This window comes from Fulvimonas soli (assembly GCF_003148905.1).
In the GTDB taxonomy this organism is placed as follows: domain Bacteria; phylum Pseudomonadota; class Gammaproteobacteria; order Xanthomonadales; family Rhodanobacteraceae; genus Fulvimonas; species Fulvimonas soli.
Window position 1 is genome coordinate 182,440 of the sequence record NZ_QGHC01000001.1, and the last position, 19,942, is coordinate 202,381.

The following is a 19,942-nucleotide window of genomic DNA, read 5'->3' on the forward strand; positions in this document are numbered from 1 at the left end:
CAGCGCGTGCGCCTGCCGCCGCGCGCGGCGGGCGGCGAGACAGCGCTTCGGAGTCCGTCGGGGCCTCGGGGCGCGGGAACGGCGGCCGCCGCAGGCGGCGCCCACGGCAAGGCACCCGAAGCGATGACCAAGGACTACAAGAGCACGATCAACCTGCCGCAGACGGACTTCCCGATGCGCGGCGACCTGCCCAGGCGCGAGCCGGGCTGGCTGGCCGAGTGGGAGCGGGCGGGACGCTACGCGCAGATCCAGGCGAAGACCGCCGGCCGCGACAAGGCCTTCGTGCTGCATGACGGACCGCCCTACGCCAACGGCGCCATCCACATCGGCCACGCGGTCAACAAGATCCTCAAGGACATGGTGGTCAAGTCCAGGCTGCTGGCCGGCTGCCGCGCGCCCTACGTGCCGGGCTGGGACTGCCACGGCCTGCCGATCGAGATCGCGGTGGAGAAGCAGTTCGGCAAGCCGGGCGAGAAGCTCGACGCGCGCGCGTTCCGGCAGAAGTGCCGCGAGTACGCGCAGAGCCAGATCGACACCCAGCGCGCCGACTTCAAGCGCCTGGGCGTGCTGGGCGACTGGGAGCGCCCGTACCGCACGATGGACTTCCGCTTCGAGGCCGACATGCTGCGCGCGCTCGCGCGCATCGTCGCCAACGGCCACGTGGTGCGCGGCGCCAAGCCGGTGTACTGGTGCTTCGACTGCGGCTCGGCGCTGGCCGAGGCGGAGATCGAGTACGGCGACAAGGTCTCGCCCGCGGTGGACGTGGCCTATGACGCGGTCGATCCCGGGGCGCTGGCGGCGAAGTTCGGCGTGGACGCGGGCGACGCCATCGTCGCCGTCCCGATCTGGACCACCACGCCGTGGACGCTGCCGGCCAGCCAGGCGGTGTCGCTGGGCGCGGAGCTGGACTACGCGCTGGTCGAAGGGCCCTCGCGCGGCGGCCGACGCGTGCTGCTGGTGATCGCCAGCGCCCTGGTCGACAAGGTGCTCGCGCGCTATGCCCCTCCTCCTCCGGGGGAGGGTGCCCGCAGGGCGGGAGAGGGTGCGGGCGGAGCGCAGCCTTCCGGTTTCGCCGAACCCTCGCCCCCGGCCCCTCTCCCGGAGGGAGAGGGAGGCAGGGTGCTCGGCCACGCCAGCGGCGCCGCGCTCAACGGCGTGAAGCTGCGCCATCCGTTCTACGACCGCGAAGTGCCGGTGCTGCTCGGCGAGCACGTCAGCGCCGAGGACGGCACCGGCGCCGTGCACACCGCGCCCGACCACGGCGTGGAGGACTTCGTGGTCTCCCGCGCGCACGGCATCGGCACGCTGAACCTAGTCGACGGCCGCGGCGTCTATCGCGCCGACACGCCGGCTGCCGACGGCGTCGAGCTGGCCGGCATGCACGTGTGGAAGGCCAACGAGGCGCTCGTCGAGCTGCTGCGCGCGCGCGGCGTGCTGCTGGCCTTCGCCAAGATCGAGCACAGCTACCCCAACTGCTGGCGGCACAAGACGCCGGTGATCTACCGCACCACGCCGCAGTGGTTCATCGGCATGGAGCAGGCCGGGCTGCGCGACGCCGCGCTGGCCTCGATCAGGCGCGTGCGCTGGGTGCCCTCGTGGGGCGAGGAGCGCATCGCCGGCATGGTGGCCGGGCGTCCGGACTGGTGCATCAGCCGCCAGCGCACCTGGGGCGTGCCGATCGCGCTGTTCGTGCACAAGGCCACGCAGGAGCCGCACCCGGACTCGGTGGCGCTGCTGGAGCAGGTGGCCCGGCGGGTGGAGCAGGGCGGCATCGACGCCTGGTACGAGCTGGACGCGGCCGAGCTGCTCGGCGACCAGGCCGGCGACTACGAGAAGGTCACCGACGTATTGGACGTGTGGTTCGACTCCGGCGTCACCCACTTCGGCGTGATCGGCCAACGCCCCGAGCTGCAGCAGGGCGACGCGCGCGAGTACACCGTGATGTACCTGGAAGGCTCGGACCAGCACCGCGGCTGGTTCCAGTCCTCGCTGCTCACCTCGGCCGCGATCCACGGCCGCGCGCCCTACGACCACGTGCTCACCCACGGCTTCACCGTGGACGCCCAGGGCCGCAAGATGTCCAAGTCGCTGGGCAACGTGGTGGCGCCGCAGAAGGTGATGGACACGCTGGGCGCCGACGTGCTGCGCCTGTGGGTGGCCTCGGCCGACTACCGCAACGAGATGAGCGTCTCCGACGAGATCCTGAAGCGCGTGTCCGACGGCTACCGCCGCCTGCGCAACACCGCGCGCTTCCTGCTCGGCAACCTCGACGGCTTCGATCCCGCGAAGCACCTGGTCGCGGTGGAGGACAGCCTGCCGCTGGACCAGTGGGCGGTGCAGCAGGCCCACGACGTGCAGCAGGCGGTGATCGCCGCCTACGAGCGCTACGACTTCCCGGAGATCGTCGCCCGCGTGCAGAACTTCTGCACCAACGAGATGGGCGCGCTGTACCTGGACATCACCAAGGACCGCCTCTACACCATGCCGACCGGCAGCCACGGCCGGCGCAGCGCGCAGAGCGCAATGTACCGCATCGCCGAGGCGCTGGTGCGCTGGTTGGCGCCGGTCCTGAGCTTCACCGCCGAGGAGATCTGGCGGCACCTGCCCGGCGAGCGCGGCGAGAGCGTGCTGTTCGAGACCTGGTACGACGGCCTGGCGGCCACGCAGGGCACGCCCGAGCAGCGCCGCTGGTGGGCCGACCTGCTGGCGATCCGCGACGCCGCCGCGCGCGTGCTGGAGGGCATGCGCAAGGCCGAGCGGATCGGCGCCGCGCTGGAGGCGAAGCTGGCGATCCACGCCGACGCGGCCACCGTGGCGCGTTACGCGCCGGCGGCGGAGGAACTGCGCTTCTTCTTCATCACCTCGGACGTGCGGCTGGACCTGGCCGGCGGCCAGCCGGCGGACGCCGTGCCCGCCGAGCTGGAGGGCGCCGAGGCGTGGGTGTCCGCCACGGTCGGCGAGGCACCCAAGTGCGTGCGCTGCTGGCACCGCCGCGACGACGTCGGCAGCCACCCGGAGCACCCGGAGCTGTGCGGGCGCTGCGTGAGCAACGTGGAGGGCCCGGGCGAAACCCGCCGCTGGTTCTGATCCGCACCGCTTTTCCCTCTCCCCGGAGGGGAGAGGGCAGGGTGAGGGACCATCCTGGCGACAAGCTTCCCCACCGTCGTTCCGGCGCAGGCCGGAATCCAGTCGCGGGACGCCCGGCGGCCGCGATCCGGCCCGGCCGGCGCCGATGGATGTAATGTTCGTTGCCCCGAGCCATGGCGTCGCCGGCTTCCGGCCAGCGCCGGAGCGACGGACAAAGCATGGGGACGGCCCTTTCGCCAGGCCGGCCCCTCACCCCAACCCTCTCCCCGGAGGGGAGAGGGCGTAAACCACCTTCGTATGATCGACCCATGACAGCGAAACCCAACGCCTTGCCCTGGCTGCTGCTCTCCGCCGCGGTGGTGGCGCTCGACCAGCTCAGCAAGTGGTGGGCGCTGACCGCGCTGCAGCCGCCGGGCACGCCGCATCCGGTGATCCCCGGCCTGCTCGACTGGACGCTGGCCTTCAACACCGGCGCGGCCTTCAGCTTCCTCGCCGACGGCAGCGGCTGGCAGCGCTGGTTCTTCGTGGTGCTGGCGCTGGCCATCGGCGCGGTGCTGGTGCTGTGGCTGGCGCGCACGCCGCGCCGCGACTGGCGCACCGCCGCGCCGCTGGCGCTGGTGGTGGGCGGGGCGTTCGGCAACGTGGTCGACCGCCTGCACGCCGCGCAGGTCACCGACTTCATCCACGTGCACTACCGGCAGTGGAGCTACCCGGTGTTCAACGTGGCCGACTGCGCCATCACGGTGGGCGCGGTGATGCTGGTCGCGTTCGGGCTGTTCGGCGGCAAGGCCGGCGGCGCCGTGCGATAATCCGCGGCCTGCCGAGAGCGCAGCGGCGCCTGGGCGCCGTGCCCGCGGAAGCGGGCATCATCCGGAACGGACGGCACGGCTTCCCGCCCCGCGCGGGAACGTTGCCGCCCCAGAAGCCCCCGACGAGGTCTGCCTTGGACATCCTGCTCGCCAACCCCCGCGGCTTCTGCGCCGGCGTGGACCGCGCCATCGCCATCGTCGAGCGCGCGCTGGAGTCCTACGGCGCGCCGATCTACGTGCGCCACGAGGTGGTGCACAACCGCTACGTGGTGGACAGGCTGCGTGCCGGCGGCGCGCTGTTCGTGGAGGAGCTGCACGAGGTGCCCGATGGCGCCACGGTGATCTTCAGCGCGCACGGCGTCTCGCAGGCGGTGCGCGAGGAGGCGGCCCGGCGCGACCTCAAGGTGTTCGACGCCACCTGCCCGCTGGTCACCAAGGTGCACATGGAGGTGGCGCGCCTGGGGCGCATCGGCCGCAGCGTGGTGCTGATCGGCCACGCCGGCCACCCGGAGGTGGAGGGCACGATGGGGCAGTGGAACCCGGCCAACGCCGGCGAGATCCTGCTGGTGGAGTCGGTGGAGGACGTCGCCCGGCTGGCGCCGAGGCAGCCGCACCTCCTTTCCTACGTCACCCAGACCACGCTGTCGGTGGACGACACCAAGGTCATCATCGAAGCGCTGCGCGCGAGGTTCCCCGACATCGAGGGCCCGCGCAAGGACGACATCTGCTACGCCACGCAGAACCGCCAGGACGCGGTGCGCCGCCTGGCCGACGCGGTGGACCTGGTGCTGGTGGTCGGCTCGGTCAACAGCTCCAATTCCAACCGCCTGCGCGAGCTGGCCGAGAAGCAGGGCGTGCGCGCCTACCTGATCGACGGCGCCGAGCACATCGAGCGCGCCTGGCTGGACGGCGTGCGCCGGATCGGCCTCACCGCCGGCGCCTCCGCGCCGGAGAAGCTGGTGCGCGACGTGATCGCCCGCCTGCAATCCTGGGGCGCCGGCGAGGTGCGCGAGCTGGACGGCGAGCCGGAAACCATCACCTTCGCATTGCCGAAGGAGCTGCGCATGGCCGGAGGCTCGCCCAGCCGGCTTTGATGCGTTTCTCCCTCTCCCCTCCGGGGAGAGGGTCGGGGTGAGGGCCATGCGTGCGACAACAGCCTTGCCTGTGCGAAGGCGATCTTGCCTATGTGAAACGCCACCGCGAGCCCGCCCCCTCACCTCGGTCCTCTCCCCGGAGGGGAGAGGAGGTCAAAGCAGGGCCTTGCGCTTCGTTTGGCCGTCTTTCCCCTCAACCACGCTCCGGAACACCGCCACAGCAAAAAGGCCCGCATCGCTGCGGGCCTTTCCGTTCCAAGCTGGTGCCGGAAATAGGATTCGAACCTACGACCTACGCATTACGAATCGCTGCGCGCGCATCTTGCCATGATTTGGTATCAGATGGCCTAAGTGCGCTTACAGCAAGGGAAAACCGCGACCTAATGAGGCTTCAGGGGCACTTACGGCGCGTCTGAACACGGCACCTTGTGGTGCGAAACCGTGTCCGTGCCGTGGCCCTGCCACCCACGGAGCCAGCATGAAGTCGAAGATCACCCAGTCCCTCGTCGAGAGGGCGCCGAAGCCCGAGCCGGGCAAGTCGGTCCTGTACGCCGACACCGAGATGAGGGGGTTCTACCTCATCGTCACCCCCACCAAGCGCAGCTTCTACGTGCAGTCCCTCGTCAACGGCCGTCAGGTCAGGACGAAGCTGGGCGACCACCCGGCGATGGATGCCAAGCAGGCCCGCGACGCCGCCCGGCAGACGCTGGTCGGAATGCGCGGCGGGGTCAACCCGAACGAGGAGCGCCGCCGGGCGCGTGCGCGCGGGATCACCCTGCGCGAGGCGCTCGACCTCCACCTGGCGGCCAAGCCGCTGTCCCCGAGGACCAAGGACGACTACCGCTATAACTGCGAGCAGTACCTGGCCGACTGGCTCGACCGCCCGCTGGCCGAGCTCGGCGGGGACCGATCGGGCGTGCGCGACAGGCACCGCAGGATCACCGAGCGGCACGGCGCGCCCTCGGCAGACAATGCCTTCCGCATCTTCAGGGCCGTGTACAACCGGGGCCTGCGCGAGCACCCGGACCTGCCGCCGAACCCCTGCGGGAACGTGGACTACCACGGGCTGCGACGGCGCAAGGTGGACGCGCCGACGGACAGGCTCAAGGCGTGGGGCAAGGCGGTGCTCGGCCTCCACCCGGTGCGGCGGGACCTGCACCTCTTCATGGTGCTCACGGGCATGCGGCGCACGTCTGCCTGCGAGGCACGCGCATCCGACCTGGACCTCGCCTCCGGGCGCCTGCACGTCCCGAAGCCCAAGGGCGGGTCGACCCGAGCGTTCGACCTGCCCCTGTCCGGGCCGCTCGCCGACCTGCTCGGCCACCGCGTCGCGGAGAACCCGCGCCTGCACCGCAAGAGCCCGTGGCTGTTTCCCGCCGAGTCGAAGTCGGGCCACGTCGCCGAGGTCGCGCAGCACGAACTGGACGGCCTGACGGGGCACGCGCTGCGGCACACGTTCGCCACACTGGCGGTGCAGGCGGGCGTCCCGCTGCTGGAGCTCAAGTACCTGCTCAACCACGCGGCGAGCAACGTCACGATGGGCTACATCCATGTCGGTCCCGAGCACCTGCGCAAGCACCAGGAGACGGCGTCGCGATACATCCTCGAACAGCTTGGCCTCGAGCACGAACCGGGACAGTGGCCGCCGAGGCTCAAGGAATAGCCGCACGGCCTCACCAGGCGACCCAGGTCGCGTCCGGGGCCGTGCGGCCTGATACCGAGCAGCCCAGACCGGATCGAGCCGCACGGGCTCACCGGGGAGTCCGGGCGCAATGTTGGTATCAGCGCGAGAACACCTCGGGCATTATTTGATTCGTCGGCGCCACCAGCCGCCGACGCCAGGCTTTCGGTGGCCTACAAGACCGAGACCCGCCCCGCCGACTGAGGGGAGCAAACGGGTTCATCTCTGCGACGCACAGCAGGCAGTCCCCGCACGGCACGTCGCCGCGCGGGGATCGCACCTGCACGGAGTCCAGAAGATGGCCTACGAACCCAAGAAGTTCTCCCCAGCGGAGCTCGCCGAGCTCCACGCACTCCCCGACGACTCGCTGTTGACCGCCCAGGAGGCTGCGGCCTTCCTGCGCCTGAAGTACGGAACGTTGGCCTGGTATCGCTGCCAGGGCGGCGGCCCGGCGTTCACCCGCGTCGGACCGAAGCTGATCCGCTACAAGCTGGGCGACCTGCGCGACTATGCCAAGGGCCAGCCGATGGGCGAAGGCGTCCGGCGCGCCGCGACGGCGATGCTCGCCGCCCGCACCTCCAACGCGGAGGGCTGACCGATGGCCGCACATGAAAACGCCCACGGCGTGCTAGACCGTGGGCGCAAGGTTACAACCGACCGGGAGACGGAGCCTGCCAGAGCTCACGGGGTCAATGATGCCGAGCGGCGTCCCGTCGATACGCCATCGTTTGAGGCCGCTTCCGACTACCGCCGCGTCCGCCTCGACCTGATCCCCCTGCGCCGCCGCGACAAGATGCCCGCGGACAAGCGCTGGCAGGAGCGCAGCTACGACCAGGGCGAGGTGCTGGAGCGCGCGAGGCGCGACGGCCTGAACCTGGGCGTGCGCCTTCCCGCCGACGTGGTCGTGGTGGACGTGGACCCGCGCAACTTCCCCGCGGGGCGCGACAGTCTGGCCGAGCTGGCCGACGCCTTCGGCCTTCCGCTGGCGTCGGCGCCGCACGTCCTGACCGGCAACCAGTCCCACCCCGGCCACCACTTCTACTTCCGCAAGCCCGCGGGCGCCGTGCTGCTGGACAGCGTGGAGGGCTTCGAGGGCGTCGAGTTCAAGTCGCTGGGCCGGCAGGTCGTCGCCCCCGGCTCGGTGCACCCGACCGGCGGCCTGTACCGCTGGGCGCCCGACTCGCCGCCGCTGCACGACATGCCGGACCTGCCCGCGCGGCTGGTCGAGGCCGCGCGCAGGCCGGATCGACCCAAGAAGCAGGCAGCCGGTGCGGGCGAGCTGACCCCGGAGCAGCTCGCCAAGACCCTGGAGCAGCTCGACCCGTGCGACTTCGGCGAGAAGCAGCACGACCGCTGGCGGGACCTGATGATGGCCTGCCACTTCGCGACCAATGGCGAGGGGCGGCAGGAGTTCATCGACTGGTGCATGGGCGACGGCGACTACCGCGGCCAGGAGTGGAAAGTCGGACGCCGCTGGGACTCGCTGCACGCCGACCGGGACGAGGCCGTCACCACGGCGACCCTGCAGATGTTCCTGCAGGAGGTTGGCGGCGGCATCGCGCCGCCCGACGCGGCCGAAGACTTCGACGTGTGGGACGAGGTCGAGCCGATCGAGACGCGCGCCCGCAGGCGCTTCCTCAACGTGAACGACCTGAAGGCGCTGCCGCCGCCGCGGTGGCTCGTGCCCGGCCTGCTGGTCGAGGACAGCGTCGCGGCCATCTACGGCGCGCCCGAATCGGGCAAGTCGTTCCTTGCACTCGACATCGCGATGGCCGTCGCGGGCGGCGTGGACTGGCACGGCCGCCGGGTCACCGACGGCGGCGTCCTGTACGTCGCGGCGGAGGGCGCGTCTGGCCTTGGCAAGCGCGTCCGCGCGTGGGAGATCGACCGCGGCATCGACGTGGGCAAGTTCCCGCTCTGGCTTGACCACGGCGAGATCAACCTGGCCGCCGAGCGCGACGGCGGCGTCCGCGCCTTCGTCAGCGACGTGGTCGAGGAGCTCGGGCCGCTGCGCCTGGTCGTCATCGACACGCTGAACCAGACGGCTGCGGGCGCCGACGAGAACTCGGCGAAAGACATGGGTCGCTACATCGCGAGCATGAAGCGCATCCGCGACGAGACGGGCGCGACCGTCGTGGTCGTGCACCACTCCGGCAAGGACCCCGGCAAGGGCATGCGCGGCAGCTCGTCTCTGCTCGGGGCAATGGACACCACCGTCGAGGTGATCCGCGACAAGGAAATGCGCGCCATCACCGTGACCGTGCACAAGCAGAAGGACGCGGAGCGCGAACCGCCGATGCGGTTCAACCTGGAGCGCGTGGACCTTCCGGGGGAACCCGACTGGAATGGCAGGCCGCCGTCGTCTCTCGTGCTCCGTCCGACCGTGATGGTTGACGCTGCCTCCGACTTCGGGGGCGAGGCGACAGCGAATGGGCTGACTGCCCTGGCGTGCGAGCTGGGCGCAGCGGGCGGGACGGTGAAGGCGTCCGAGCTGCTCGACGCCGCCACCAAGCGCCTAGGCATGAGCAAGAGCTCGGCGCAGCGCGCGGTGGCAGACAAGATCCCCGAGGGTCGCATCGACGCCGTGCGCGCAAGCTGGGACGGTCGCCACTTCTGGCTGTGGTGCGAGCGCGTCGGCAAGCACTCCACGGCGCCGAAGGTGGTGCACGTCGAGGCCGCGTCATGAACGCCCGCGAAGTCTCCTGAAGTCTGATTTTGGAGTCTGAAGACTTCGGAGACTTCGCGGCGGCCTGAAGTCTGAAGTCTGTTCCGAATCAGCAGCTTATGCGCCCACTCGATTCGCAGACTTCGGACGAGACTTCGGCCACGGCAGACGAGACTTCGCAGCTTTCACTTTCTTAGGAAAGTGAAAGCGAAGTCTGCCCGGAGTCTGATTCTTGAATAACCCCACAAGGAGCGAGAGCGTGGACGGATGCGTCCAACCTTGCGTGCCGTGTCCCTCGCGCGCGAGGCGAACTTTCCAAGTCGTCCCGCCGATGCGCGCCGCCTAATCAGACATGAGAGGGCCGACGCCATCCAAGCCATTGATCCGACTGCTTGAACGATGGCGTGCCTGCGCGCGTAAGCACGACACCATCACGCCGTAAGCCACTTTTCACCCCGGAGGCGACCGTGCTTTCCATCCCGAACACCTTCACGCCCGAGCGGCGCGAGCTGTTCTTCCAGGTGCTGGAGGACACGTGCTCGCCCAAGCAGGCCGCCGCCGCGGCGGGCATCAGCAGGCAGACGGCCTTCTACCACAAGGCCAACGACGTCGAGTTCCGCACCCGGTGGGAGAAGGCGGTCGAGGTCGCCCTGGACTCGCTGCTCGACGAGGCGTACAGGCGCGCCGCGCTCGGGTACGACGAACCCGTGATCCACCAGGGGCGACTCGCCACGACCTCCGACCCGGCGACCGGCGAGGAGCGGCCGCTGACGGTGCGCAAGCACAGCGACAGGCTCCTGGAGGTCCTCCTGAAGTTCCGCTACGGCGAGCAGATGGCGGACAGGCTGCGCGTCAAGGTCGAGGACACGGGCCTGTCGGCAGACGCCCTGCTGGCGATGCCCGCCGACGAGCGCGCCCAGCTCGTGGCGCTGCTCTCCAAGTACAACGCGGCGCGGCCGCACGACGAGGAGCACGACGATGAGTGACAGGCTGAGCGTCGCCGAGGCCCTGGCCAAGGCGGAGCAGATCGAGGTCATGCTGGGCGCGATCCACGACACGGCGCCCGAGGCGGTCGAGGCGATGGGCGGGCGCGACGCCCTGGCCCGGCGCAGCGAGATGACGTGTCTCGGCCCGGTGCCGCGCCTGGACGCGGACGAGTGGGAGCGCATGTCGCTGGAGTACGAGGCGCGGCGCGAGCATGGCAGCGTCAACCGGGGGCACTAACGGGCACGCGGTCGCCGTCGAGGTGGACGGGGTGCGATACCCCTCCGCCAGGTCGGCGGCCCAGGCGCTCGGCGTGGGCTACAGCATGGTCACGGCCCGCGCGCACGACCCCAGGCACCCTAACTACCGCTGGCTCGGCGCGACGCCCGGCCGGCGTGAGCTGACGCCCGAGGACAGGCGCATCGCGAGGCCCCTCACCGAGCCCGAGCGGTGGCCGAACGACGGCGGCGCGCGACGCGCCCCCGTGATGGACCTCAACTACGACCCGCCCAGGGTCGTGCGCCGGGTCGGCTGGCTCCGCTGCATGTGCTGCGGGCGGCCCCACTTCTCCGAGGACGTGGCCCGCGCCCGCATATGCCTGGACTGCGGCGGCGCCGGCGGCATGCCGACCGGGCCGCGCCCCGACTGGGACGCCTGACAATCCATCGGTGGGCGGCGCGAGGCCAAGCCCATGATTCGCAAGCCGCAGTGATGGCGGCAGCTTCGAGGGAAACACGTCCGGGAAACGATGGCGTTCGCGGCCAGCGCACCCCGACACATTGAACGCATCCGGTCAGCGCATTGGCGCGCAGACCACCCCACGGCTGGGGATGCGCTCGTGACAGGCGACCGGAGGACCACAACCCTCACAGGAGCCAACGAGCCATGAAGATCACCCTCAGCGACACCCCCCTCCTCAGCACCCAGCAGATCGGCGAGCTCGCCTCGACCCTGGACCTGCTGCACAAGCGCACCCTCGCCGCGATCGAGCGGCTGAACAAGGACATCGCGACCCGCAAGCAGCAGATCGCCGCGCGCTGGAAGAGCGCCCCCGGCATCGGCGGGGCTGACGTCGCCCGCTTCGCCGAGCACGAGACCGTCGCCACCGTCCGCGAGATCAAGGACAACTCCAAGGCCGAGCTGGACAAGATCCTGAAGGACGCGGGCGCGCCGCACGCACAGCTGATCGGCCAGCGCCAGTTCTACGACTCCCCGGCCAAGGTCCTGGCCCGCGCGGCCCTGGGCGACCCGAAGCGCACCGAGTACCTCCAGCAGCTCCAGCACGCAGGTCCCGCCGAACTCGGCCACATGGCCCAGGTCGCCGTCGGCACGCGCAACGTCGCCCTGGCCTCCGCCGTGCTGTCCCTGATCGACCGCATGCCCAGCAAGGACCGCCCGGTCGGCCCGGTCGAGCTGGCGTCGGCGATGAAGCAGGACGACTTCCTGAAGGTGCAGGAGTACATCAAGCTGGGCGACGCGCGCCTCCAGGGCATCCTGGTCGCCATCCGCGCCTGGAACGCCGGCAAGTCGAACTCGCTCAGCTCGGTGCAGCTCGCCATGCGCGAGCAGGAGATCGACCACGACCTGATCGGGGGCGACGGCGATGACTGACCGACGCGCCCACTATCCACCGTGCCACCCGGCGATGCTGGCACTCGCGGCACTGGTCGCGGCGATCCAGCACAGGTGCGACCCGTTCCCCGAGCTGGAGGCCGCCGCGGCCCGTAACGGCGTGACGGTCGGGTCCGAGGAGTTCGACGAGGCCGCGGCCCTGGCCGGGCAGCCCTACTGCCGCGCGCTGGACCTGTACGTGGACCGAGACACCAAGCGCAGGGCGGACGCCCTGGGGTCGGGGATGGCGCACCTGGCCTTCCTCCCGGCCTGACCCGAGCAAACGCGGCCGGGTTGGTTAGGTGCGCAGAGGGCAACGGGTGGCCCGGCCGTGTTTCGGAGGGGATGTCCTGAGGGCGTCCCCTTCTTTTTCATGCGCTTAGGCAGTCCTACCCGCCGACGGGCAATTTGAACCCCTCAATTCTGGGCCTGCCCCGGCTCCCGTATCTCACCCGGCGCGACACGATGCCCCTACAACCCCAACCGTAGGAGAGCACCATGAAGCTGGAAGATATGCCCATCAAGGAACTGCTGGCCCTGCACAACCGCATCGCCGACAAGCCGGCCGGCCCCAAGACGTTCGCGACCCGGGCGAAGCTCGTGGCCCGGATCGAGCAGGTCGCGGCAGCCAAGGACATCGACCTGGCCGCGTCCGGGCAGCCGAAGAAGCCCAAGGCGACCGCGAAGCGCGCAGAGCCGAAGGCCGACGCTGTCGAGGCTCCCGAGGCCACCGAGAAGAAGTCCCAAGGCAGGGGCATCGGCGCGCTCGCCCGCGCGATCCTGATGGACCCTGCGGGCTACCCGCACGCCCTCATCGCGGCGATGGTCAACGCGCAGGTGGACGGCGCGGCGTGCACCGATAAGAGCGTCCGCTGGTATGCGAACGACATGCGCAAGAAGGGCGTCGAGGTGCCGCCCCGTCAGAAACACCACCCGGCAGACATGGACGAGCAGCAGTCGGCCGAGGCGCTGTCCACGGTGACCGTCGTCACCGAGGGGACCGAGTGATGTCAGTCCTCGCCGCTCACCAACCCCGCGAAGCGGGCAGCCCCGAGAATGTGCGCCTGCGTCGCATCCTTAACGCGCGCCTTCATCATCGCTGCATCGACGAAGGCCCACACGTCGTCTGCGGACACGTCGGACGGGGCGAGGCCCGCGCACATCGCGAAGAACTGCTCGACATCTACGAAGGAGACGCGGACATTCTTCTCGTCGGCGACCCTGTCCACGTACTCGGCTCCGCGGGCCGCTCCCTGCGACCGCGGGCCGCAGACGAAATAGAAGGAGCCGAGTCCAGCGGCGGCAGACTTGGCCGCAGCGTGGCCGACGTCGTTGGCGTTGAACTCCTTGTCCTTGACCTCCGCCGCGTAGGCCAGCGTCTCGTCGGTCAGGACGTCCACGTCGAGCACCTCGTTGGACGAGGAGCCGGCTTGATTCACGGGGTGGACCTTGACCTCGAAGTCCCGCCCCGTGCCGCGACCAAGCAGGAAGAACGCGAGGCCGGTGACGATCGCGCACGACTCGCCCTCGCAGGACTGAGCGACAGCGGCGCTCACAAACTTGGTCAGCACCTTGTGGAGCGTGGCGTCGCCGTCAAGCTCGGCGGCCTCGCCGACAAGCGACTCGCGCTGAAGGGTGAAGTAGATCGCATCGATGAGGGCGCTCTCGGCGTCGGCCGCGTCCCTCAGACCGCCGAGGATGTCGATGCACTTCTCGAGGATGCTGCGGTCGTACCCGCGCCGCACAGCGTTCTCATGAGTGAGCGCGGTGTAGCGCGCCGGTTTGTTGAGGTAAGGCTCGTTGGAGCGGCCGAGCTTGCCGGCAAGCTGGTTCGGGTCACGATCGAAATCGACGACGACCTTGTGGCAGAGCGAGCGCGAGTCGAACGCGCCGTCCAGGTCGGCTCCCGCCTGAAGCGCAAGCCCGTGGGCGCGGCCATTGGTGGCCTTCGCGAGAAGGTTCGTCAGCAGGATGTACCGATAGGTGAGGTGGCGCCCCAGCATGACGTCCGAGATGGCGTTGCTCTTCGCGTGGCGCGGCCGGAAGCCGTCGGCCTTCGCGGCAGAAATTGCGCTCTCAAGCTTCTCGCGGGCTGCCCCGTGGTCGATAATGGCCTGCGTCAAGATGGAATTCCCCCTAGTGTAGGGGTTCAGACGATGCCCCGCGACGCGCGGCAAGTCAAGATGAATAGCGGAGACCACTCCGCCTCTACGGTTTTGAGAGGTAATCGATGAAGGCTGTTTCCCTTTTCACAGGCGCCGGGGGCATGGACGTCGGATTCATTCAAGCTGGGTTCGATGTCGTGTGGGCCAACGACATCGACAAGGACGCCTGCGAGACCTACCGCCTCAACCATGGTGACCATATCCATCACGGGAGCATCGACGACCTCATGCCCGAGCTGGAGGCGCTCGGGCGTGCCGGGGACATCGCCTGCCTGTTCGGCGGCCCGCCCTGCCAAGGCTTTTCCGTGGCCGGCAAGATGGACGCCCGCGACCCTCGAAGCAAGCTCGTCTGGTCCTACATGGAAGCACTCAAGCTGATCCGACCTGCCGCCTTCGTAATGGAGAACGTCAAGGCGTTGGCAATGCTGCAGAAGTTTCGCGCCGTCCGCGAAGGCCTGTTCAAGGAGGCCCACAAGTTGGGCTACAACGTGGAGCTGGTCGTCCTCAACTCCAAGGACTTCGGCGTCCCGCAGGGGCGCGAACGCATGTTCCTCGTCGGCTTCCGCGACAGGCCCAACCGCTTCCGCGACCTGATCGGCGACCACATGCGCCCGGCGCCGAAGCTCCGGGACGTCCTGCTCGGCGTGGGCAAAATCGGCTCGCCCACGAACAACCGGATATGCCGCGCCAAGGTCACCGCCGCCGCGAGTCCCGTGATGCGCCGCTCACCCTACGCTGGGATGCTTTTCAACGGGCAGGGGCGACCACTGAACCTCGACGGGCACGCCTCCACCTTGCCCGCGAGCATGGGCGGCAACAGGACACCGATCATCGACGACGCCGCGCTCTACGATGGCGCAACGCCGTGGGTCGAGGAGTACCACGCGCACCTGATGGACGGCGGTGAGCCGATCGATTGGCAGACGGTGCCCGAGCGGCTCCGCCGCCTAACCGTGGACGAGGCGATCGCCATCCAGACGTTCCCGCGGGACTACAAGTTCGCAGGCCCGCAGAGCTCGGTGTTCAAGCAGATCGGAAACGCCGTGCCGTGCATGCTGGCCGAGGCGGTCGCCTCGGTGGTGTTCAAGCTGCTCTCCGAAAGCCCGAGCGCGACGAAGAGGCGACGAAGAACGTCCGACGAGCTGGAGTTGGAGATCGCGTAAAGAAGGGCCGCCGACATGGCGGCCCTTCTCATTTTCGGATCGCCAACTACGCTCGCACGCCTGCCGTCAATCAACGAATTGATGCCTGCAAATAAGGGCTCCATGCGCGTTTGACAAACCGAATACTGCATCCCATCGCGATGACATCGGGTCAGCCGGGGACGCCCGGCTCCCATCAACCGACGATTAGAGGAGCAGTAACCATGAGTACCAACAACGAAAGCGAGGCCCGCGTTCCGGGCATCTACGAGCTGGCGCGCAACCACCTGACGCAGCACAGGAACGGATTTGCCTCCGGCGACGCCGTCTGGGTTGTGTCGGCCTGGACGCGCCTGCTCGACGGCCTGCCCGAGGACATCAACTACGACGGAGAGGGGGCGGGCTCGCTGTTCGAGACGATCATCGAGGACGTCGGCGACGAGGCCGCCTTCAGCGCGCTTGACGAGGAGGACGAGTCTAACGACCGGGCCCAAACCTGCATCGAGCTGGCGAAGGCATACGGCCTGGACGACTGGCCGCGCCTCGCGCTACGCGACTACCTGATCGCATTCGACGGCATGAGCAAGGAAAGGGCCGAAGCGGCCTCACGTCGCGCCTGGAACAACGCCCGAGCCGCCTACGACTGCTTCAAGCTCGCCGACGGACAGCCCGAGAAAAAGGCCGCGTGAGGAAATGACCAACATGACCGCAAAGAACGAAGTCGGAAGCGCCCGACGCTACCTCCGCGGAACCGTGCCGGTCCGCCTCCACCTCCGCGCATGCCGCACGAACCTCGACAGGGGCGACTACCAGCTGCTGCTGTCCATCGCCGACCGCATCGACGAGCTCGCAGCCTCGGAGCCGCCGGACTTCAATGCGCTGGAAGTGCTCCTGAGCGAAGCGAGCAAGGCCATCGCCCTCGTCAAGCTGCGGACCGATCCGACCGTCGAAACCACCGAAACCACCGAAACCACCATCTAGGAGAAAGACACCATGTCAAACGCCAACAACATCGCCAAGCTGGTCTACGAGAACGTCATGAACACCAACCTGCGCGAGATCGAGCTTGTAGGACTGGAGATGGAACACGCGTCCGGCGTCCGCGCCATCGCGGCCGAAGCTGCGATGCGGGAGCGTGGAGGCCGCGAGCACTTCGACGCCGACGGACTGTACGAAGCCGTTGACGGGCTGGTCGGCCACGACAGGCTATTCGAGTCGTACAACGACCCGAGCAACCCGAACTTCGAGGACGGGAGCCTCGAACTCGGCCAGGGCTGCCCGTTCGGTTCGCTCGACGCCTACCTCGACCTGCGCGAACTGTTCGGCGAGGAGTGGCTCTCGCTGACCATGATGGAGTACGCCAAGCGGCTGGCCGAAGGCGAGCTGCGTGGCGCGGGTGAGGCACAGGTGGCGGAGCTGGTGAGCCGCGCCCGCGAGGAGTACGCCAAGGCGCGCGCCGCCGACTTCGAATGCTCCCTGGCGAGCAACAGGAAGCGGGCGGCGTAACGGCCGCAAAAGCAAGAAGGGCAGCCCACGGGCTGCCCTTCTTGTCTCATTGGTGCCGGAGATAGGAATCGAACCTACGACCCCATCATTACGAATGACGTGCTCTACCAACTGAGCTACTCCGGCGAAACTTGTTCAAACTGTGTTCGTGACTTGCCTAGCGTACCGCACCGGGCGCCCGAAAGCCTTGCCGCGCATAGCTTCCGTCTCCGTCACCACGACAACCACGTCGCGATTACGAATGCGCCGCTCTACCAACTGAGCTATTCCGGCGGAGAACCAACGATTCTACGGAGGGCGGATAGAGGGCGCAAGCGCCGTGCCGGTTCGCCAGCCGGCCGGCCGGGCCGTATCCGGCCATGGCCCCATGCCCCAAATCCGACGTCGCCTCGACCTTGTGATGCCGTTCCATCGGAGCTGTGAGGCGGCGCAAGCCAGCCCCGGTCCGGCAAACCGCTCGTCGGCCGAATGCCGCCGCTTGTCGGCCGGACACTGGCAACGGGCTGGCTGGCGAGGTGAAAGTTCCGTTGGGGTATCAGGGAGAATTTCCATGCAACTTCTGTCGCGTCAGCGGGGCATCTCGCTGATCGAGGTGCTGATGGCCGTGCTCATTTTCAGCATCGGCCTGATCGGCCTGGCCGGGCTGCTGGTCATGGCCACGCGGTCCAACCATGCCGCCTACCTGCGTACCCAGGCCATCTTCCTGGCCGGCAACATGGCCGACCGCATGAGCGCCAACCCGGTCGGCGTGTGGAACGGTAGCTACGACTCGACGAGCTACCCCGTCAGCGCCAGCACGGCGGCCAACAACGACTGCAGCGCCGGCTGCACGCCCGATGCGCTGGCCAGCTCGGACCAGCGCGCCTGGAGCCGCCAGCTCAAGACGTTCCTGCCGGGCGTATCCGCCACGATCAAGTGCGACAAGACCAGTGCGGGCTATACCCCGGCAAGCTGGATTCCTCCCTCGAGCAGTTCGTCGGCGCCGGCGCCGACGCCCGGACAGATCGGCATGCGTCCGCCTTATGGCGGTAGCTGCGCGATGCACATCGCGTGGACCGAGCAGGGCAACGGCAGCAAGCTCGCCCGTTCCGCCTCGACGCAGAGCTTTGACTGGGAGTTCCAGCCGTGAGCGCGATCCCGAGCCTGCGCCGGCAATCCGGCCTCACCCTGATCGAGCTGATGGTGGCGATGGTGCTGGGCCTGATCGTGGCCGCCGGCATCGTCACCGTGTTCCTCTCCACCTCCAACAGCAACCGAGCGCAGACGCAGATGGCGCGCCTGCAGGAGGAGGGGCGCTTCGCCGTCACGCAGCTCAAGGACGACCTGCGCATGGCCAACGGCCAGTACTGCACCAATTCCGGCGGCGTCGCCAAGGCCGCCGCGGCGTCGCAGGTGTACCTGGACGGCCTGCGCGCGCCCAAGATCTATGCCAAGGGCATCACTTCGGCGCTGGCCGACGTCACCACCGCTTTCGGCACCACCAGCGGAACGGTCACCTATCCGGCCGAGCCCACCAGTCCCTATTCGATGCCGTCCTTCCTGTCCATGCGGGGCTACGACTGCGGCAAGACTTCGGCCGACTGCAAGCCGATCGATCCGCATTCGTCGGTGGCGTCGATCCCCGCGATGGGCAAGGCCGTCAACAACCGCGTCGTCGGCACCGACGTGCTCACCGTGCGCTACGTGAACGACTCGCGCGGCTGGGCGGTGGTGGACAGCGGCGTCACCGGCACCCACCTCGCCGTGGCCACTTCCAGCCCCAACGCGATCCTGAGCGTCACGCTGGCACAGGCGACATCGAGCGAGCCGCCGCCGTCGGACTTCACCGCGGGCCACTTCGCCATGCTGGCCGACTGCTCCAACGCGCAGGTATTCGCCGTCAACAAGTCCGGCAATGTGCTGACGCCGGCCGGCGCATCCAGCAGCTTTGCCACGCCGGCGCCGATGCAGCCCCTGTCCGCCCCCAAGCTGTTCGACTTCAACCGCGACTTCCAGACCGTCACCTACTACGTGAAGGTGGTGGACAACGGCAATGGCCAGACCACCGGCGCCCTGGTCCGCCGAGTCAACGGCGGCGCCGGCAATCCTGGCGGCTCCGAGGACGAGCTGGTGCGCGGCGTCGAGCGGCTGGACTTCCGCTATGGCGTCGAGGACGCCGATGGCAAGGTGCGCTACCTCGACGCGGGCGCCGTCGACAAGGCCGATAGCATCAACTGCCCGCCGCAGGAGCCGGATGCCATCACTACCAAGGGCTGCCTGTGGCGCGCGGTCAGCAGCATCGAAGTGAACATGGTCATCGACGGCCAGGTCCCGCTCTACACCATGACCGCCCCCGACATGGCCTACACCTACGGCATCGACGGCGTGACGGCAGCGCCGCAGCCGCCTTCGTCGCACACCATCAAGCCGAGCGACCAGGGCTTCCCCGACCCGATGATCCGCCGCGAATTCACCGCCGTGGTGTCGGTGCGCAACTTCAACCCCTGAAGCCGACGGGGCCGACGTTTCCATGATCCGGAGCATTCCCATGATCCAGCCACGCCATTTCCACGGCATGCGCCGCGCACAGCGCGGCGTGGTGCTGATGGTCGCGCTGATCTTCCTCGTGCTGTTGACCATCCTGGCCATCAGCGCCGCGGGCCGGTCGCTGCTGCAGGAACGCATGGTCGGCGGCCTGCACAACGCCCAGCTGGCGGAGATGAGCGCCGAGACCGCGCTGCGCGGCGCGGAGTGGAAGCTGTGGACCAGCACCTCCAAGCTCACCAGCACGCCGCTGCTCTGCGGCACCGGCGTGCTGGCCGGCAGCTGCTACCGCTACGACCCTTCCAATACGGCCATCTACGGCGCCACCGGCACCGTCACCAAATTCCGCACCAGCCCGACCTGGGTCGCCACGGGGGCGCAGACCTACAAGGGGCCCGGCAACAGCCGCGACTACACCAGCCCGGACAGTAGTCGCCTCACCAGCAAGCTGGCCAGGAATCCGGTCTACCTGATCGAGGACATGGGCGTGGAGCTGCCGCCCGGGGTCAGCAGCGGCCTGCACGAGTCGGGGGCCACCGGCAGCGGCAGCGGCGGCGCCGGCAGCACCAGCCGCCATATCTACCGCATCACTGCCCGCGCCACGGGCGGCACTGACAACACGGTGCGCGTGCTGGAAAGCACGTTCGCCGCCAAGAGCAACTGAGTCGGAGCCCT

General features: G+C 68.9%; 20 protein-coding genes and 1 tRNA gene. 19 read left to right on the top strand and 2 right to left on the bottom strand.

Annotated elements, in window-relative coordinates:
• The first annotated feature begins 123 nt into the window (after nucleotides 1-123).
• The 12 genes from C7456_RS00825 (at nucleotide 124) to C7456_RS00880 (ending at nucleotide 12,939) form a co-directional block, all read left to right on the top strand.
• A complete protein-coding gene (locus C7456_RS00825; protein WP_109721877.1) occupies nucleotides 124-3,087 on the top strand; it encodes an isoleucine--tRNA ligase in 2,964 nt (987 codons plus the stop codon).
• 308 nt (nucleotides 3,088-3,395) lie between these two features.
• On the top strand, nucleotides 3,396-3,896 hold the full coding sequence (gene lspA / locus C7456_RS00830) for a signal peptidase II (protein ID WP_109721878.1): 501 nt from the start codon (nucleotides 3,396-3,398) through the stop codon (nucleotides 3,894-3,896).
• A gap of 134 nt (nucleotides 3,897-4,030) precedes the next feature.
• Nucleotides 4,031-4,990 carry a 4-hydroxy-3-methylbut-2-enyl diphosphate reductase gene (gene ispH, locus C7456_RS00835; RefSeq protein WP_109721879.1) on the top strand — a complete coding sequence of 320 codons (960 nt, stop codon included), beginning with the start codon at nucleotides 4,031-4,033 and terminating at the stop codon, nucleotides 4,988-4,990.
• A gap of 478 nt (nucleotides 4,991-5,468) precedes the next feature.
• Nucleotides 5,469-6,653, top strand: coding sequence for an integrase family protein (locus tag C7456_RS00840; protein WP_109721880.1), 1,185 nt, complete (start codon nucleotides 5,469-5,471; stop codon nucleotides 6,651-6,653).
• Between the two features lie 316 nt (nucleotides 6,654-6,969).
• Nucleotides 6,970-7,266, top strand: a complete 297-nt coding sequence (locus C7456_RS00845; RefSeq protein WP_109721881.1) for a helix-turn-helix transcriptional regulator — start codon at nucleotides 6,970-6,972, stop codon at nucleotides 7,264-7,266.
• Between the two features lie 3 nt (nucleotides 7,267-7,269).
• The gene (locus tag C7456_RS00850) at nucleotides 7,270-9,357 is read left to right on the top strand and encodes an AAA family ATPase (protein ID WP_109721882.1); all 2,088 of its coding nucleotides are present in this window, start codon (nucleotides 7,270-7,272) and stop codon (nucleotides 9,355-9,357) included.
• A gap of 446 nt (nucleotides 9,358-9,803) precedes the next feature.
• On the top strand, nucleotides 9,804-10,322 hold the full coding sequence (locus C7456_RS00855) for a hypothetical protein (RefSeq protein ID WP_109721883.1): 519 nt from the start codon (nucleotides 9,804-9,806) through the stop codon (nucleotides 10,320-10,322).
• Nucleotides 10,315-10,560, top strand: coding sequence for a hypothetical protein (locus C7456_RS00860; RefSeq protein WP_109721884.1), 246 nt, complete (start codon nucleotides 10,315-10,317; stop codon nucleotides 10,558-10,560). Before C7456_RS00855 ends, C7456_RS00860 begins: the two co-directional genes overlap by 8 nt.
• A 73-nt stretch (nucleotides 10,561-10,633) precedes the next feature.
• The gene (locus C7456_RS00865; RefSeq protein ID WP_245889730.1) at nucleotides 10,634-10,978 is read left to right on the top strand and encodes a hypothetical protein; all 345 of its coding nucleotides are present in this window, start codon (nucleotides 10,634-10,636) and stop codon (nucleotides 10,976-10,978) included.
• A gap of 227 nt (nucleotides 10,979-11,205) precedes the next feature.
• On the top strand, nucleotides 11,206-11,931 hold the full coding sequence (locus tag C7456_RS00870; RefSeq protein WP_109721886.1) for a hypothetical protein: 726 nt from the start codon (nucleotides 11,206-11,208) through the stop codon (nucleotides 11,929-11,931).
• Nucleotides 11,924-12,205, top strand: a complete 282-nt coding sequence (locus C7456_RS00875; RefSeq protein WP_245889731.1) for a hypothetical protein — start codon at nucleotides 11,924-11,926, stop codon at nucleotides 12,203-12,205. The genes C7456_RS00870 and C7456_RS00875 overlap by 8 nt, the downstream gene beginning before the upstream one ends.
• 224 nt (nucleotides 12,206-12,429) lie before the next feature.
• Nucleotides 12,430-12,939, top strand: a complete 510-nt coding sequence (locus C7456_RS00880; RefSeq protein ID WP_109721888.1) for a hypothetical protein — start codon at nucleotides 12,430-12,432, stop codon at nucleotides 12,937-12,939.
• A 2-nt stretch (nucleotides 12,940-12,941) separates the two neighbouring features.
• On the opposite strand, the gene C7456_RS00885 is transcribed toward C7456_RS00880, so the two are convergent.
• Nucleotides 12,942-14,054 carry a restriction endonuclease, SacI family gene (locus C7456_RS00885; protein ID WP_170120139.1) on the bottom strand — a complete coding sequence of 371 codons (1,113 nt, stop codon included), beginning with the start codon at nucleotides 14,052-14,054 and terminating at the stop codon, nucleotides 12,942-12,944.
• 107 nt (nucleotides 14,055-14,161) lie between these two features.
• Here C7456_RS00885 and C7456_RS00890 point away from each other — a divergent pair, with 107 nt between their 5' ends.
• The 4 genes from C7456_RS00890 to C7456_RS00905 all read left to right on the top strand — a co-directional run bounded on the left by C7456_RS00890 (nucleotide 14,162) and on the right by C7456_RS00905 (nucleotide 16,744).
• The gene (locus C7456_RS00890) at nucleotides 14,162-15,259 is read left to right on the top strand and encodes a DNA cytosine methyltransferase (RefSeq protein ID WP_109721890.1); all 1,098 of its coding nucleotides are present in this window, start codon (nucleotides 14,162-14,164) and stop codon (nucleotides 15,257-15,259) included.
• A 203-nt stretch (nucleotides 15,260-15,462) separates the two neighbouring features.
• On the top strand, nucleotides 15,463-15,927 hold the full coding sequence (locus C7456_RS00895; protein ID WP_109721891.1) for a hypothetical protein: 465 nt from the start codon (nucleotides 15,463-15,465) through the stop codon (nucleotides 15,925-15,927).
• A 13-nt stretch (nucleotides 15,928-15,940) separates the two neighbouring features.
• Nucleotides 15,941-16,219: a hypothetical protein gene (locus tag C7456_RS00900; protein WP_139942877.1), complete on the top strand. Its 279-nt coding sequence runs from the start codon at nucleotides 15,941-15,943 to the stop codon at nucleotides 16,217-16,219.
• A 12-nt stretch (nucleotides 16,220-16,231) separates the two neighbouring features.
• Nucleotides 16,232-16,744 (top strand): hypothetical protein, encoded by a 513-nt coding sequence (locus C7456_RS00905; protein WP_109721893.1) that lies wholly within the window; start codon nucleotides 16,232-16,234, stop codon nucleotides 16,742-16,744.
• A 50-nt stretch (nucleotides 16,745-16,794) separates the two neighbouring features.
• On the opposite strand, the gene C7456_RS00910 is transcribed toward C7456_RS00905, so the two are convergent.
• Nucleotides 16,795-16,870: transfer RNA gene (locus tag C7456_RS00910), tRNA-Thr, on the bottom strand.
• 424 nt (nucleotides 16,871-17,294) lie between these two features.
• Here C7456_RS00910 and pilV point away from each other — a divergent pair.
• The 3 genes from pilV to C7456_RS00925 are packed head-to-tail and all read left to right on the top strand — an operon-like array spanning nucleotide 17,295 to nucleotide 19,931.
• A complete protein-coding gene (pilV, locus tag C7456_RS00915) occupies nucleotides 17,295-17,873 on the top strand; it encodes a type IV pilus modification protein PilV (protein ID WP_170120140.1) in 579 nt (192 codons plus the stop codon).
• Entirely contained in the window at nucleotides 17,870-19,231 is a 1,362-nt protein-coding gene (locus tag C7456_RS00920; protein ID WP_109721895.1) for a PilW family protein, read from the top strand. The genes pilV and C7456_RS00920 overlap by 4 nt, the downstream gene beginning before the upstream one ends.
• 40 nt (nucleotides 19,232-19,271) lie before the next feature.
• A complete protein-coding gene (locus C7456_RS00925; protein ID WP_170120141.1) occupies nucleotides 19,272-19,931 on the top strand; it encodes a pilus assembly PilX family protein in 660 nt (219 codons plus the stop codon).
• Nucleotides 19,932-19,942 lie beyond the last annotated feature (11 nt).